At 59.0% G+C, this 14,898-nt stretch carries 11 protein-coding genes; 5 read left to right on the top strand and 6 right to left on the bottom strand.

Features of this window, described 5'->3' with window-relative positions:
- The first annotated feature begins 82 nt into the window (after positions 1-82).
- Both ACQR3R_RS19060 and ilvD read left to right on the top strand, forming a co-directional pair.
- Positions 83-1,279, top strand: a complete 1,197-nt coding sequence (locus ACQR3R_RS19060; protein ID WP_428274217.1) for a class I SAM-dependent methyltransferase — start codon at positions 83-85, stop codon at positions 1,277-1,279.
- 282 nt (positions 1,280-1,561) lie between these two features.
- Positions 1,562-3,403, top strand: coding sequence for a dihydroxy-acid dehydratase (gene ilvD, locus ACQR3R_RS19055; protein ID WP_428274215.1), 1,842 nt, complete (start codon positions 1,562-1,564; stop codon positions 3,401-3,403).
- A 345-nt stretch (positions 3,404-3,748) separates the two neighbouring features.
- Here ilvD and ACQR3R_RS19050 read toward each other — a convergent pair whose 3' ends face one another.
- Together ACQR3R_RS19050 and ACQR3R_RS19045 are read right to left on the bottom strand one after the other, a co-directional pair.
- Entirely contained in the window at positions 3,749-4,036 is a 288-nt protein-coding gene (locus ACQR3R_RS19050) for a DUF6124 family protein (RefSeq protein ID WP_428274213.1), read from the bottom strand.
- Between the two features lie 1,293 nt (positions 4,037-5,329).
- A complete protein-coding gene (locus ACQR3R_RS19045; RefSeq protein ID WP_428274211.1) occupies positions 5,330-6,397 on the bottom strand; it encodes a hypothetical protein in 1,068 nt (355 codons plus the stop codon).
- A 240-nt stretch (positions 6,398-6,637) separates the two neighbouring features.
- On the opposite strand from ACQR3R_RS19045, the gene ACQR3R_RS19040 reads away from it, so the two are divergent.
- On the top strand, positions 6,638-8,029 hold the full coding sequence (locus ACQR3R_RS19040; RefSeq protein WP_428274209.1) for a cation:dicarboxylate symporter family transporter: 1,392 nt from the start codon (positions 6,638-6,640) through the stop codon (positions 8,027-8,029).
- 170 nt (positions 8,030-8,199) lie between these two features.
- Here the strand turns inward: ACQR3R_RS19040 and ACQR3R_RS19035 are convergent, their stop codons facing one another.
- Positions 8,200-8,712 carry a dihydrofolate reductase gene (locus ACQR3R_RS19035; protein ID WP_428274207.1) on the bottom strand — a complete coding sequence of 171 codons (513 nt, stop codon included), beginning with the start codon at positions 8,710-8,712 and terminating at the stop codon, positions 8,200-8,202.
- Positions 8,713-8,812: 100 nt separating this feature from the next.
- On the opposite strand from ACQR3R_RS19035, the gene ACQR3R_RS19030 reads away from it, so the two are divergent.
- Both ACQR3R_RS19030 and ACQR3R_RS19025 read left to right on the top strand, forming a co-directional pair.
- Positions 8,813-10,183 carry a DUF2868 domain-containing protein gene (locus ACQR3R_RS19030; protein WP_428274205.1) on the top strand — a complete coding sequence of 457 codons (1,371 nt, stop codon included), beginning with the start codon at positions 8,813-8,815 and terminating at the stop codon, positions 10,181-10,183.
- Positions 10,176-11,540: a DUF3482 domain-containing protein gene (locus tag ACQR3R_RS19025; protein ID WP_428274203.1), complete on the top strand. Its 1,365-nt coding sequence runs from the start codon at positions 10,176-10,178 to the stop codon at positions 11,538-11,540. The genes ACQR3R_RS19030 and ACQR3R_RS19025 overlap by 8 nt, the downstream gene beginning before the upstream one ends.
- A 284-nt stretch (positions 11,541-11,824) precedes the next feature.
- Here the strand turns inward: ACQR3R_RS19025 and ACQR3R_RS19020 are convergent, their stop codons facing one another.
- The 3 genes from ACQR3R_RS19020 to ACQR3R_RS19010 form a co-directional block, all read right to left on the bottom strand.
- Entirely contained in the window at positions 11,825-12,244 is a 420-nt protein-coding gene (locus ACQR3R_RS19020) for an HD domain-containing protein (protein ID WP_428274201.1), read from the bottom strand.
- A complete protein-coding gene (locus ACQR3R_RS19015) occupies positions 12,244-13,377 on the bottom strand; it encodes a TIGR03364 family FAD-dependent oxidoreductase (protein WP_428274199.1) in 1,134 nt (377 codons plus the stop codon). Before ACQR3R_RS19015 ends, ACQR3R_RS19020 begins: the two co-directional genes overlap by 1 nt.
- 455 nt (positions 13,378-13,832) lie before the next feature.
- Positions 13,833-14,858 carry a putative 2-aminoethylphosphonate ABC transporter substrate-binding protein gene (locus ACQR3R_RS19010; protein WP_428274197.1) on the bottom strand — a complete coding sequence of 342 codons (1,026 nt, stop codon included), beginning with the start codon at positions 14,856-14,858 and terminating at the stop codon, positions 13,833-13,835.
- Positions 14,859-14,898: the final 40 nt, after the last annotated feature.

Here is a 14,898-nt window from a genome sequence, read left to right as displayed (position 1 = left end):
AATCCCCTCACCACATGTCACTCACCGGCCATCCATCGTCATCAACACGCTATACTCCCGCTCTTTTTTCCGGAGCGACGTCATGTCCCTGCCTAGCCTGCGCCTCAAAGCCAACGCCGACCGTCGCCTGCGAAACGGCCACTTGTGGGTCTACAGCAACGAAATCGATGTCGCTGCAACGCCATTGCATGGCTTCAAGGCCGGTGATCAGGCGATCCTCGAAGCGGCTGGCGGCAAACCGCTGGGCATCGTGGCCATGAGCCCCAACAACCTGATCTGCGCTCGCCTGTTGTCGCGCGACATTAAATTGCCACTAGACAAATCGCTGCTGGTGCATCGCCTGAACGTGGCCCTGTCCTTGCGCGACCGTCTGTTCGACAAGCCGTTCTACCGCCTGGTTTACGGCGATTCCGACTTGCTGCCAGGTTTGGTCGTCGACCGTTTCGGCGACATTCTGGTGGTGCAAATCGCCTCGGCAACCATGGAAGCGCACAAAGAAGACGTGATCGCGGCGTTGACTCAAGTGCTCAAGCCAAGCGGCATTCTGTTCAAGAACGATTCCGCTGCGCGTGACGCCGAAGGCCTCAACCGCTACGTCGAAACCGTGTTCGGCCTGGTGCCGGAGTGGGTCGCCCTGGAAGAGAACGGCGTGAAATTCGAAGCCCCGGTCATCCAGGGTCAGAAAACCGGCTGGTTCTACGACCACCGCATGAACCGCGCACGCCTGGCCCCTTACGCCAAAGGCAAGCGCGTTCTCGACCTGTACAGCTACATCGGCGGCTGGGGCGTTCAAGCAGCGGCTTTCGGCGCCAGTGAAGTGTTTTGCGTCGATGCCTCGGCCTTCGCCCTCGACGGCGTGGAGCGCAACGCCGCACTGAACGGTTTCGCTGAAAAAATGACCTGCATCGAAGGCGACGTCTTCGAAGCCCTGAAAGAACTGAAAGCCAGTGAAGAACGTTTCGACGTGATCGTGGCCGACCCGCCTGCGTTCATCAAACGCAAAAAAGACATGAAAAACGGTGAAGGCGCCTACCGCCGCCTGAACGAACAAGCCATGCGCCTGCTCAGCAAGGACGGCATCCTGATCAGCGCTTCGTGCTCGATGCACCTGCCCGAAGACGACCTGCAGAACATCCTGCTGACCAGCGCCCGTCACCTGGACCGCAACATCCAGATGCTGGAACGCGGCGGCCAAGGCCCGGATCACCCGGTTCACCCGGCCATTGCTGAAACGCGTTACATCAAGAGCATTACTTGCCGGTTGCTGCCGAACAGCTAAGGCTTGCTGAACGCTACGCTGATGGTTCGCACTGCCGGGTGCGAACCATCTACTTCATCCCTAATCCCCGATTTCCGGCATTCCCTCCAGCCGCCAGCGGTGTAGAATCGGCCGTATTCATCGCCAGTCATCCCCCGGCGGGTTTATGAGCTCAAGCTGAAGCGCGCGGTGATCCCGCAAAGTTATCGGCAACTTCCGGACACACGGCTATTTCTGAGTGTTCCAGACGTCAATAGAAGCTCACTTCCCTTTTGATACCTGATTAGCCGCCCGGAGTGCTTCATGCCTGATTATCGCTCGAAAACATCCACCCACGGCCGCAACATGGCCGGTGCCCGCGCATTGTGGCGCGCAACGGGGATGAAAGATGACGACTTTAAAAAGCCGATCATCGCCATTGCCAACTCGTTCACCCAGTTCGTACCGGGCCACGTTCACCTCAAGGACCTGGGCCAACTGGTCGCCCGCGAAATCGAACGCGCTGGCGGTGTTGCCAAGGAATTCAACACCATCGCCGTCGATGACGGCATCGCCATGGGCCACGACGGCATGCTGTATTCGCTGCCGAGCCGCGAGATCATCGCCGACTCCGTCGAGTACATGGTCAACGCCCACTGCGCCGACGCCATCGTCTGCATCTCGAACTGCGACAAGATCACACCGGGCATGTTGATGGCGTCGTTGCGCCTGAACATTCCAGTGATCTTCGTTTCCGGCGGCCCGATGGAAGCCGGCAAGACCAAACTCGCGTCCCACGGTCTCGACCTGGTCGACGCCATGGTGATCGCCGCCGACGCCAGCGCTTCTGACGAGAAAGTCGCTGAATACGAGCGCAGTGCTTGCCCGACGTGCGGTTCGTGCTCCGGCATGTTTACCGCCAACTCGATGAACTGCCTGGTTGAAGCGCTGGGCCTGGCCTTGCCGGGCAACGGTTCGACCCTGGCCACCCACAGCGACCGCGAACAGCTGTTCCTGCAGGCCGGGCGCACCATCGTCGAGCTGTGCAAGCGTTACTACACCGACAACGATGAGTCGGTGTTGCCGCGCAACATCGCCAACTTCAAGGCGTTCGAAAACGCCATGACACTGGACATCGCCATGGGCGGTTCCACCAACACCATCCTGCACTTGCTGGCCGCTGCCCAGGAAGCCGAGATCGATTTCGACCTGCGCGACATCGACCGTCTGTCCCGTCACGTGCCGCAACTGTGCAAAGTTGCGCCGAACATCCAGAAGTACCACATGGAAGACGTGCACCGTGCCGGTGGCATCTTCAGCATCCTCGGTTCACTGGCCCGTGGCGGCCTGCTGCACACCGAGCTGCCGACCGTGCACAGCAAGACCATGGCCGAAGGCATCGCCAAGTGGGACATCACCCAGACCACCGATGAAGCCGTACATCACTTCTTCAAGGCCGGCCCTGCGGGTATCCCGACGCAAACCGCGTTCAGCCAGTCGACCCGTTGGGAAACCCTCGACGACGACCGTGAAAACGGTTGCATCCGCAGTGTCGAGCACGCTTATTCGCAAGAAGGTGGCTTGGCCGTTCTGTATGGCAACATCGCGATCGACGGCTGTGTGGTGAAAACGGCGGGCGTCGACGAGTCGATCCACGTGTTTGAAGGCAACGCGAAAATCTTTGAAAGCCAGGACAGCGCCGTGCGCGGCATCCTCGCTGACGAAGTGAAGGCCGGCGACATCGTGATCATTCGTTACGAAGGCCCGAAAGGTGGCCCGGGCATGCAGGAAATGCTGTACCCGACGTCCTACCTGAAATCCAAAGGCTTGGGCAAAGCTTGCGCCCTGCTCACCGATGGACGCTTCTCTGGCGGTACTTCGGGCTTGTCCATCGGCCACGCTTCGCCGGAAGCGGCTGCGGGCGGCGCGATTGGTCTGGTACAGGACGGCGACAAAGTGCTGATCGACATTCCGAACCGCTCGATCAACCTGTTGATCAGCGATGAAGAAATGAATGCACGCCGTGCCGAGCAGGACCAGAAAGGCTGGAAGCCTGTGGAAAAACGTCCGCGCAAGGTGACCACGGCACTGAAAGCCTACGCCCTGCTGGCAACCAGCGCCGACAAAGGGGCTGTGCGTAACAAGGCAATGCTCGACGGGCTGTGATGCTTAACCGTTGAACAAAAAAATGCCCCGCCAAGTGCGGGGCATTTTTTTGCGTTCACTTCAGCAACCAGTGGGATCTGCTGTGAACACAATATTGGTGTGCAGCACAGATCGAACTGTGGGAGCAAGCTTGCTCGCGAAAGCCGTGGGTCAGTCAGCATCATTCTCGAATGTTTCGGCCTCATCGCCAGCAGGCTGGCTCCCACAGGGGATTTGTTGTGAACACAAGATCAGTGAACAACACAGATCAAACTGTGGGAGCGAGCCTGCTCGCGAAAGCGGTGGGTCAGTCGACATCGTCATCGGATGTGACGGCCTCTTCGCGAGCAAGCCCGCTCCCACAAGTTAGTTTTGCGGATCGAGGTTATCCAGCGCCTGATTGACCGCCAGCTCGCCCATCGTGATGATCTGCGCAATCGCCAGCATCGTGCTGCGTTGCGTGCCTTCCAGCTGTGCGGCGAAATCGCTGGCCATGACATTCGCCGACGCCAGGGATTCACAGGCGTGGGCCAAGAGGCTTTCGGTGTCGATACCGGGGGTGATCATGAACATCCTGCTGGGCTTGCGCGGAGTGGCGTTGACGCGGGCGGACAGGTTGTCGGGTTCTGGGGGATCGGGGGTGATTTTTTTCATTGATGAATCTCCTTACACCATAAGACAAGGAGCCATCACCCTCGCTACCAAACGAAGGGTGGCGGCCATGCGCAGGTTGGTAGACCGGGGTGTAAGGAAACCGGCGCGCCCGAAAGCGCCCTGTGCATGACCACCATAAAAAGCAGAGACGAAAAAACGCTGCAAATGATGATGCATTGCACCCTACACACCCAGGCTACCAAACCCGATCACTGATATTCAGCGACAGGTAAACGGTAAGTCCCAGGAGCAAGGCGCACAAGCCGGCGGATTCTGAAGCACGCGTAGTCCGCTACGCAAGAATGTGTAGCCTGCGAGAGTATCTGGAGATGTTTTTTAAACAGATTCTTCCATTTCGCCCCATGGCCTCATCGCCAGCAGGCTGGCCCCCACAGGGGATTTGTTGTGAACACAAGATTAGTGAACAACACAGATCAAACTGTGGGAGTGAGCCTGCTCGCGAAAGCGGTGGGCCAGTCAGCATCATTCTCGAATGTTTCGGCCTCATCGCCAGCAGGCTGGCCCCCACAGGGGATTTGTTGTGAACACAAGATTGGTGAACAACACAGATCAAACTGTGGGAGCGAGCCTGCTCGCGAAAGCGGTGGGCCGGTCAGCATCATTCTCGAATGTTTCGGCCTCTTCGCCAGCAGGCTGGCTCCCACAGGGGATTTGTTGTGAACACAAGATTAGTGATCAACACAGATCAAACTGTGGGAGCGAGCCTGCTCGCGAAAGCGATGGGCCAGTCAGCATCATTCTCGAATGTTTCGGCCTCATCGCCAGCAAGCTGGCTCCCACAGGGGATTTGTTGTGAACACAAGATTAGTGAACAACACAGATCAAACTGTGAGAGCGGGCTTGCTCGCGAAAGCGGTGGGCCAGTCAGCATCATTCTCGAATGTTTCGGCCTCATCGCCAGCAGGCTGGCTCCCACAGGAGAGTTGCTGAGAACACAAGATTAGTGAACAACACAGATCAAACTGTGGGAGTGAGCCTGCTCGCGAAAGCGGTGGGCCGGTCAGCATCATTCTCGAATGTTTCGGCCTCATCGCCAGCAGGCTGGCTCCCACAGGGGATTTGTTGTGAACACAAGATTAGTGAACAACACAGATCAAACTGTGGGAGCGGGCTTGCTCGCGAAAGCGGTGGGCCAGTCAGTATCATTCTCGAATGTTTCGGCCTCTTCGCGAACAAGCCCGCTCCCACAGGGATCTTTGGTGTTCACATAATCTGTGGTTCACCGGAAACCTTTGTGGGAGTGAGCCTGCTCGCGATGGCAGCACCTCGCTCTTACTGAATCTCTTCAGGCTTGACGATCACCCAGTTCTTGTCTGCGGTTACCGGCAACCCTTCCTTGGCCTGGGCCGCGGCGTGTTTGGCCATCATGCCGTTGAGCTGGGTCATGTATTTGTCTTTGCGATTGACCCACAAATGAATGCCACCCTTGGCCACGTCGACGCTGTGGAACAGCATGTAACCGTCGCTGGTCGGGGTATCGCCGCCGACCAGAACCGGTTTTTTCCATTCATCAATGTAGGTCAGGATCGCGGCCTGTTTGCCGGCCATCCAGGTGGCCGGGGTCCACAAGTACGGGGTCAGTTCGAGGTCCAGGTTAGCCTTCTCGTCATACTTACCAGCGGTGATCTGCTTGCGCGCGGTCGTCAGCTCGCCGGTCTTGCGATCTTTCAGCAGCGTGGTCACGCCGATCACGTTTTGCGGTTTGACGTTGTAGCCATACTTTGGATCGGCAGCGACCATGCGCACCAGTTCTTCAGAGGCGGCGGTCATGACGTAGACCTCGATGCCGTTCTCCATCAGCTTGTTGTACAGCTCGGCCTGGCCGGTGAAGACTTTTGGCGGCGGAACATCGATGGTCTTGACCTCATCGCCATCGTAATAAGTGCTCGGCACCGGTTTGCCGGAAGCCATCAACTCGTCAACGTAGCCCTTGAGCTCTTTGAGGGTGAAGCCGGAAAACACCTGCGCAACCCACGGATAGCAAACCATGTCGTCGATTTCGCAGAGTCGATAGTAGTAACTGAACAGGCTTTCCTTGTGGTCGGCGGTGTCTTTGAACGGGATCAGTTTCAGGGAGGGGTCGAGCGTCTCGCGGGTGATCAGGCCCTTGTTCTCCATGAACGGCAACAAGGACTCTTCGAGGTCGTAGCGGTAACTGGTGTTGTCCATGTCGAACACCGCAAAGTTACCTTTGTTGGCATTGGCAGCGATCATCGCGTCCAGTGCCTTGGCCTGATCGGCTGGCCAGTGCTTCAAATCCGTTGCGAACACCTGGCCGGTAAGTCCCAGGCCCAAACTTAACGCTACGGCGGCAGCCAAAAATTTCGGTGCGAACTTCATCGGTAGTTCTCCCTGATTCAAAGACATCGACGCTAACAAATTAGTGTGACAGTCCTCGTCTGTCAGCGACGGTTAACGTACCCATTGCGTCAACTGCATCCCCGTCAGCGACGCCGGCTTATTCCAAAAACGACAGTCATCCTCATTTTTTGGTATTAATTCATTAGATATCAAGCTGTTAGGCTTGCCGGTTCGCAGTCACCCCAGAATGTGGCTGGCACAAGTCTTATCGGAGTTTTTATGAATCTGCCGCTGATCCTCAATCTGCTGGTGTTTATCGCCTTGCTCGTGGCGCTGGCGCAAACCGGTCACACCACATGGAGCCTGGCCAAGAAAGTGCTGCTGGCATTGGTCCTTGGCGTGGCATTCGGCGTTGCCCTGCACGCGATCTATGGCGCCGGCAATCCGGTGTTGAAAGCTTCGATCAGTTGGTTCGACCTGGTGGGCAATGGTTACGTGCAGTTGCTGCAAATGATCGTTATCCCGCTGGTGTTTGCCTCGATCCTCAGTGCTGTGGCGCGACTGCACAACGCCTCGTCGCTGGGCAAGATCAGCTTCCTGACCATTGGTACGCTGCTGTTCACCACGGCGATCGCGGCGTTGATCGGTATCGGCTTGACCAACCTGTTCGGCCTGACCGCTGAAGGCCTGGTGGCCGGCACGCAGGAAATGGCGCGCCTGCAAACGATCCAGACCGATTACGCCGGCAAGGTAGCGGACCTGAATGTGCCGCAGCTGTTGCTGTCGTTCATCCCGCAAAACCCGTTCGCAGACCTGGCTCGGGCCAAGCCGACGTCGATCATCAGCGTGGTTATTTTTGCGGCATTCCTCGGGGTTGCGGCGCTGCAGTTGCTGAAAGATGACGTCGAAAAAGGTCAAAAAGTGATCAACGCCATCGACACCCTGCAAGCCTGGGTGATGCGCCTGGTGCGCCTGATCATGAAGCTGACCCCTTACGGCGTATTGGCGCTGATGACCAAAGTGGTTGCCGGCTCCAACCTGCAAGACATCATCAAACTCGGCAGTTTCGTGGTGGTTTCGTACATCGGCCTGGGCCTGATGTTTATGGTGCATGGCGTGCTGGTGTCGGCGGCCGGGATCAACCCGCTGCGCTTCTTCCGCAAGATCTGGCCGGTGCTGACGTTTGCCTTCACCAGCCGTTCGAGCGCTGCGACGATTCCGCTGAGCATCGAAGCGCAAACCAGCCGCTTGGGTATTCCGCAGTCCATCGCCAGTTTCGCCGCCTCGTTTGGCGCCACTATTGGCCAGAACGGCTGTGCCGGTTTGTACCCGGCCATGTTGGCGGTGATGGTTGCGCCAACCGTGGGCATTAACCCGTTGGACCCGCTGTGGATTGCGACGCTGGTGGCGATTGTCACGCTGAGTTCGGCCGGCGTGGCGGGCGTTGGCGGTGGGGCGACGTTTGCTGCGCTGATCGTGCTGCCCGCGATGGGTTTGCCGGTGTCACTGGTGGCGTTGCTGATTTCGGTTGAGCCGCTGATTGACATGGGCCGCACAGCATTGAACGTGAGCGGCTCGATTGCCGCAGGTGCAGTGACCAGCCAGATCATGCAGCAGACCGATAAGGCGCTGCTGGATGCCGATGAGCATGCGCAGTTGGCTCAGGCTTAAATTCTTTAGCGTCTGATCTGGCCTCATCGGCAGCAGGCTGGCTCCCACAGTGGGTTTGAGGTGAAACACAGATTGTGTGAACACCCAAAATCCCTGTGGGATCTTTAGGTGAAACACAGATTGTGTGAACACCCAAAATCCCTGTGGGAGCCAGCCTGCTGGCGAAGCTTTTAAGCTTTTTCCCAGACTTCGAAGTTGTACGCCGGCTTGTCGCCTTCAGGTGGATTCTGGGTGTTGGAAACCAGTTTCCACTGGCCCAGATCAAATTCCGGAAACCACGCATCGCCCTCAGGGCTCAACGCCACGCGCGTCAGGTACAAGCGATCGGCTTGCGCAAGTCCTTGTGCATACAGCTGCGCGCCGCCAATCAACATCAGCTCATCGGCGCCCTGCTCGCTCGCCCATTCCTGCGCCCTATCCACGGCAGCTGCAAGCGAGGGATAAACCTCTGCGCCTTCCAGCGTCAGATCCGCCTGGCGACTGACCACTATGTTCAGCCGGCCCGGCAATGGGCGACCGAGCGAATCCCAGGTCTTGCGCCCCATGATGATCGGCTTGCCGAGCGTGGTTGCCTTGAAGTATTTGAAATCCCCCGGCAAGTGCCAGGGCATGCTGTTGTCGACGCCGATCACACGGTTTTCACCGAGGGCCGCGATCAGGCTGAGAGGGAGTGATTTAGTCATGTCGGCGAGGATACCAGAGCCTCGGCTTCTCGCAACGTAGCCCCCCCGACAAGCGCCACAGCGGTTATGCTCACGGCTCAATTGAGCGACGGGATGCCGCGTGACTGAACTGAATGACCTCTGGCTGACAGAAACCATCCGCCTGCGAGAAGAACACGCAGGCCCGCTGGATGACGTCGAAGCCAACCGAGTCGCCCGCAGCACGGGCGGCGATCTGCCGGCACGCGTTCAACGTCGGGCGTTGTGGCTTGCCGAGCGCGATGGCCTGACCCAAGCACTTAAACACTGGCTGCAAGGCGCACGCCTGGCGTTGATCGTGATGGCGGTATTGGCAGTCGTCAGCGGCGCTGGCCTGGGGTTCGCCGCACTCGGCGACGGGCAAACGCCGGTCAATGTCTTCTGGGCCTTGGGCAGTTTGCTCGGGCTGAACCTGCTGCTGTTGCTGAGTTGGGCGCTGGGCCTGGTGTTTGCCGGCGAACACGGTGCCACGCTTGGGCGATTGTGGTTGTGGCTGAGCGAAAAATTCGCGCGTGATGCCAAAGCAGCGCAACTGGCGCCGGCACTGCTGCTGTTGTTGCAGCGCAAAAAACTCAATCGCTGGGCCATCGGCGCGCTGGTCAACAGCCTGTGGTTACTGGCGATGCTCAGCGCTTTGGTGATTCTGCTGACGTTGATGGCGACACGGCGTTACGGCTTCATCTGGGAAACCACCCTGCTCAGTGCCGACACTTTTGTGGCCATGACCCGAATCCTCGGCACGTTGCCGGCACTACTGGGTTTCAATGTGCCCACGGTGGAGATGATCCGCGCCAGTGGCGATACCGCGCTGAACATCGAAAGCGCTCGTCAGGCCTGGGCGACCTGGCTGGTTGGCGTGCTGGTGGTTTATGGCGTGCTCCCGCGCTTGCTGTTGGCGCTGTTTTGCCTGTGGCGCTGGAAACTCGGTCGCGCCACATTGCAGCTGGATGTGAACCTGCCAGGTTACGCGCACCTCAGAGAACAGTTGATGCCGACCAGCGAACGCCTGGGCATCAGCGATGCGGCGCCAGAACAGCTGCATCAGGTGCAAAGCGCTGCCAGTAATCTGCAAAGTGATGGCGCGCTGCTGGTTGCCATCGAGCTTGACGATCAACGTCCGTGGCCACCGCAGCTGCCGAAAAATGTAAGCAACGCCGGCATCCTCGACAGTCGTGAATCACGGCACAAACTCCTTGAACAACTGAGCCGCTTTCCACCCGCACGCTTGGCCATCGCCTGTGATCCACGGCGTTCACCGGATCGCGGTAGCCTGGCGTTGATCGCCGAACTGGCGCGCAATGCCAGCGCCACCCGCGTCTGGTTGCTGCAAGCACCGCCCGGCGAAGCGCTGGACGCCGAGCGTTTGGGCGACTGGCACGCAGCGCTGCAACAGTTGAACCTGCCGTTCGCCGATTGTGCGCCGTTGAATTGGCTGGAGACCGGTCATGACTAAACCCTTGAAACTGGCAGTCGTCGGGCACACCAACGTCGGTAAAACTTCGTTGCTGCGCACCCTCACCCGTGACGTAGGTTTCGGCGAGGTCTCGCATCGGCCCAGCACCACCCGGCATGTCGAAGGTGCTCGGCTGTCGGTGGATGGCGAGGCCCTGCTCGAACTCTACGACACGCCTGGTCTTGAAGATGCCATCGCGCTGCTCGACTACCTGGAGCGTTTGGAGCGACCGGGCGAACGACTCGACGGCCCCGCTCGACTGACGCGTTTTCTTGAAGGCAGTGAAGCGCGGCAACGCTTCGAACAGGAAGCCAAAGTGCTGCGGCAACTGCTCAGCTCCGACGCTGGCCTGTACGTGATCGATGCGCGCGAGCCGGTGCTCGCCAAGTACCGGGATGAACTGCAAGTGCTGGCCAGTTGCGGTAAACCGCTGTTGCCGGTGCTGAATTTTGTCAGCAGCGCCCACCATCGTGAACCGGATTGGCGCGAAGCATTGGCGCGATTGGGCTTGCACGCCTTGGTGCGCTTCGACAGCGTCGCGCCGCCGGAGGATGGCGAACGCCGGCTCTATGAAAGCCTCGCCTTACTGTTGGAAAACTCTCGCGAGCAACTGGAACGGTTGATCGCCGATCAGCAGGCCCAGCGCCTGGCTCGCCAGCAGAGTGCCGCACGACTGATTGCCGAATTATTGATCGACTGCGCCGCTTGCCGCCGTAGCGTGGCCAGTAATGCCGAGCAGGAACAGCAGGCTATCAGTGAGTTGCGCAAAGCCGTGCGCCAACGCGAACAGCGCTGCGTCGAGGCGCTGCTGAAGCTCTACGCTTTTCGCCCTCACGACGCTGCGACCACGGATTTGCCGCTGCTTGATGGCCGCTGGGGCGATGACTTGTTCAACCCCGAAACGCTGAAACAACTGGGCGTTCGCGTTGGAAGCGGCATTGCGGCAGGCGCGGCGGCCGGGGCTGGCGTGGATCTGCTGGTCGGCGGACTGACGTTGGGTGCGGCCGCATTGGCCGGAGCGATTGCCGGTGGTGCGCTGCAAACTGCGCGCAGCTACGGCAGCCGCTTAATGGGCAAGATCAAAGGGCAGCGCGAATTGACGGTCGATGACAGCGTGCTGCGGTTGCTGGCGTTGCGTCAACGGCAACTGGTGCAAGCACTCGACCGACGTGGCCACGCGGCAATGGACAGCGTTCAAGTGGCCACGCCCCAGGACAAAACCTGGCGCGAAGGAAAACTACCCGAGGCGCTGAACAAGGCGCGAGCACATCCACAATGGTCGTCGCTCAATGCGCACCCCAAGCTGAATCAGACCGAGCGCCAAGAACAGGTTGAGGTGCTGGCGCAGCAGTTGTAAGCCTTACGGGCCCCTTCGCGAGCAAGCCCGCTCCCACATTTGGAATGCATGCCTCTGTGGGAGTGGGCTTGCTCCCACATTTGGAATGCATGCCTCTGTGGGAGCGGGCTTGCTCGCGAAGGCAGCACCTCGGTATTACTGTGCTAAGCCGCCAACAGGCGCATCGCTTTTTCCTTCAATACCGCAAGATCAATCACTGGCACACGCATTTCCTTCGCCTGCTCATCCCACTGGCGCATGCGCAAACTGACGGCACACAACGGGTCTTGCTCGAAGGTGTAAGCCTAGGCCTCAGTCATCACGCCGCCCTGATATTCCAGCGTGCGGCGGCTGGCCTCACTCAAGCGTTCGTAGTACCCAGGCTCTTTAAGCGTCAGGTAACGCTTGGCCTGCACGTGATACTCGACCAACCGCGCCATGCGCTCACTAAAGCCTGCGCGGCGTAAGTAATCAGCGCCTAAACGTTCATGACTGACCACGCCGAAGCCCCCCATGTTCTCGGCGGTGTCGACGGCACAGATATGGCCGATGTCATGGAAAAACGCCGCCAGCACCACTTCATCGTCGAAGCCTTCAGCCATCGCCCGTTCGGCGGCCTGGGACATGTGCTCGATTTGCGACACCGGCTCGCCGATGTAATCGCTGGCGCCAAAACGTTCGTACAAACCAAAAACTTCGTCGATCACTTGCGCAGTGCGTTCCATCAAAGCTCTCCCATCAACGATGCGACATTGCGTTCGGCCATCGCCGGCCCGACGCTCATGCCAACCCCCGTATGCATCAGCGCCACACTCACGCCTGGCATTGGTTGCAGGAACGAGAAAGGTCCCGGCCCCCGTGAACCATAGACCCCTTGCCAGCGCTCCACCACTTGCACCTTGCAGCCCAACGTCTGCTCGGCCAGCTCGATCATCCAGTCGTCCACTTGCTCGGCGTTGAACGGTGATGGATCGCTGCCGTAATGGTGCGAATCACCGATGATCAACTCGCCATAAGGCGTCGGGCTCATCAACAAATGGATGCCGTTTTCGTGCAGATGCGGCTCTTCGCGCAGGATCTGCGCTTGCACCGCCGCCGCTTCCGGCAGATCGGCAAATGCGCCGTAGTGCACACAACTCAATCCCGTGAGCAAGGCGTGTTGCAGGTTGAGGTTGATCTGTGGCCGGGCGCGGAGCATTTGCAATCGACAGATTTGCGGATCGAGTGCGCCGATTTGTTCGGCCAACAAGGTCTGATAATCGTGCCCGGAGCAAACGATGATCTGTTCGGCGCTGAAGGTGCCAGCGGTACTGTGCAAAAGACCGGGTTCGATGTCGCGCACTAGGGTCGAGAAATGAAACTGCACGCCTAAATCCCGCTGCAGATAGTTGATCAGCGCCGGAATAGCTTCACGGGAATACAATTGCTGGTCGTCCAAGCCGTGCAACGCGGCACGGTGATGACTGAACTGGCCGGCGTATAACGCGCTTAATGCAGCCCCGCGCAGCAGCTCGACACGGTAACCGTGTTCCACTGCACGTCCGGCGCAGAACGCTTCCAGCAGATGTTCTTCGGCTTCGTTGCGGGCGAACAGGTACGAACCGTTGCGCTTGAGTTGCACGCCCGCCCGTTGTGCCCAGTCGCCCCAGATTTCACGGCTGGCCTTGGCCAGTTCAAGCATTGGGCCCGGAGGTTGGCCGGTAACGAGCGCTTGGCCGAAGTTGCGCACCGAAGCACCCAGCGGTGTGGCGCTGCGTTCGAAAACAGTGACCTTAAGACCGCGTTTGGCCGCCGCGTAAGCGTGCGACAAACCGAGAATGCCAGCGCCGACGATCAGCATGTCGTTGTGTGATGTCATTAAAATTTGTCCTGAATGACAGACCGCCATCGCGAGCAGGCTCGCTCCCACAATGGATCGCATTCCCCTGTGGAAGCGAGCCGCTCGCGGGGCTCCCACAGTTGGATCGCATTCCCCGTGGAAGCGAGTCGCTCGCGGGGCTCTCACAGTTGGATTGCATTCCCCTGCGGAAGCGAGCCGCTCGCGGGGCTCTCACAGTTGGATTGCATTCCCCTGCGGAAGCGAGCCGCTCGCGGGGCTCCCACAGTTGGATTGCATTCCCCGTGGAAGCGAGCCGCTCGCGGGGCTCTCATAGTTGGATTGCATTCCCATCTGGGAGCGAGCCGCTCGCGGGCTCCCACAGTTGGATTGCATTCCCCGTGGAAGCGAGCCGCTCGCGGGGCTCTCACAGTTGGATTGCATTCCCATCTGGGAGCGAGCCTGCTCGCGATGGGTCCCTGTCAGCCTATGAAGATTTACTTGGCGACCACTTTCTCGGACTTGCCGTCATAGCGCCTGCGCCATTCGGTCAGGATTTCGTCACGGTTCTTCGATGCCCAGGCAAAGTCATTCTTGATCAAACGCTGTTCGTAATCCGCCGGCAATTCGGTCTGCGGCTTGGCGATACCCGGTTGGGCCAGCACTGCGAAGTTTTCTTTATAAAGCTCCATCGCGGCCGGGCTCGCCGAAAAATCGGCCAGTTTCTTGGCGGCCTCTTCATGCGAAGTGCCTTTGATCACAGCGGTCGCTTCGATCTCCCAGCCCAGGCCTTCTTTTGGCAGGATGATGTCCAGCGGTGCCCCTTGGCGCTTCAACTGAACCGCTGGGTATTCAAAGGAAATACCAATCGGGAATTCGCCCGAGGCCGCCAGTTTGCAAGGCTTGGAACCTGAGTGAACGTACTGGCCGATGTTCTGGTGCAATTCGTCCATGTACTGCCAGCCTTGCTTCTCGCCGAAGGTTTGCAGCCAGGCGCTGACGTCGAGGAAACCGGTGCCGGACGAAGCCGGGTTAGGCATTACGATCTTGCCTTTGTATTCAGGCTTGGTCAGGTCTTGCCAGCTCACCGGTTTGCTCAGGCCCTGCTTCTCGGCCTCCACGGTGTTGAAGCAAATGGTCGCCGCCCACACGTCCATACCAACCCAGGCTGGCGGGTTGGCGGCGTCGCGGTAGTTCGCGCCAATCTTGCCGAGGTCTTTCGGTGCATAGCTTTGCAGCATGCCTTGTTGATCGAGAATCGCCAGGCTCGACGCCGCCAGCCCCCACACGGCGTCAGCTTGCGGACGAGCCTTTTCGGCCAGCAGCTTGGCAGTGATGATGCCGGTGGAGTCGCGCACCCACTTGATCTCGACGTCCGGATTAGCCTTTTCGAAGGCGTCCTTGTAAGTCTTCAATTGTTCGGCTTCGAGCGCGGTGTACACCGTCAACTCGATTTTCGCAGCGAAGGCGTTCAGGCTGAAAGCGGTGAGGACAGCAGCGGCGAGTGCCAGTGGCTTGAACATGATCTTTTCCTGTTTTGAGTTGAGGTTTACGGGATGGCTA

Source organism: Gordonia sp. IEGM753, assembly GCF_050321825.1.
GTDB lineage: Bacteria > Pseudomonadota > Gammaproteobacteria > Pseudomonadales > Pseudomonadaceae > Aquipseudomonas.
The sequence above is the reverse complement of the archived record's forward strand: the minus strand, read 5'-3'. Positions and strand labels throughout refer to the sequence as shown.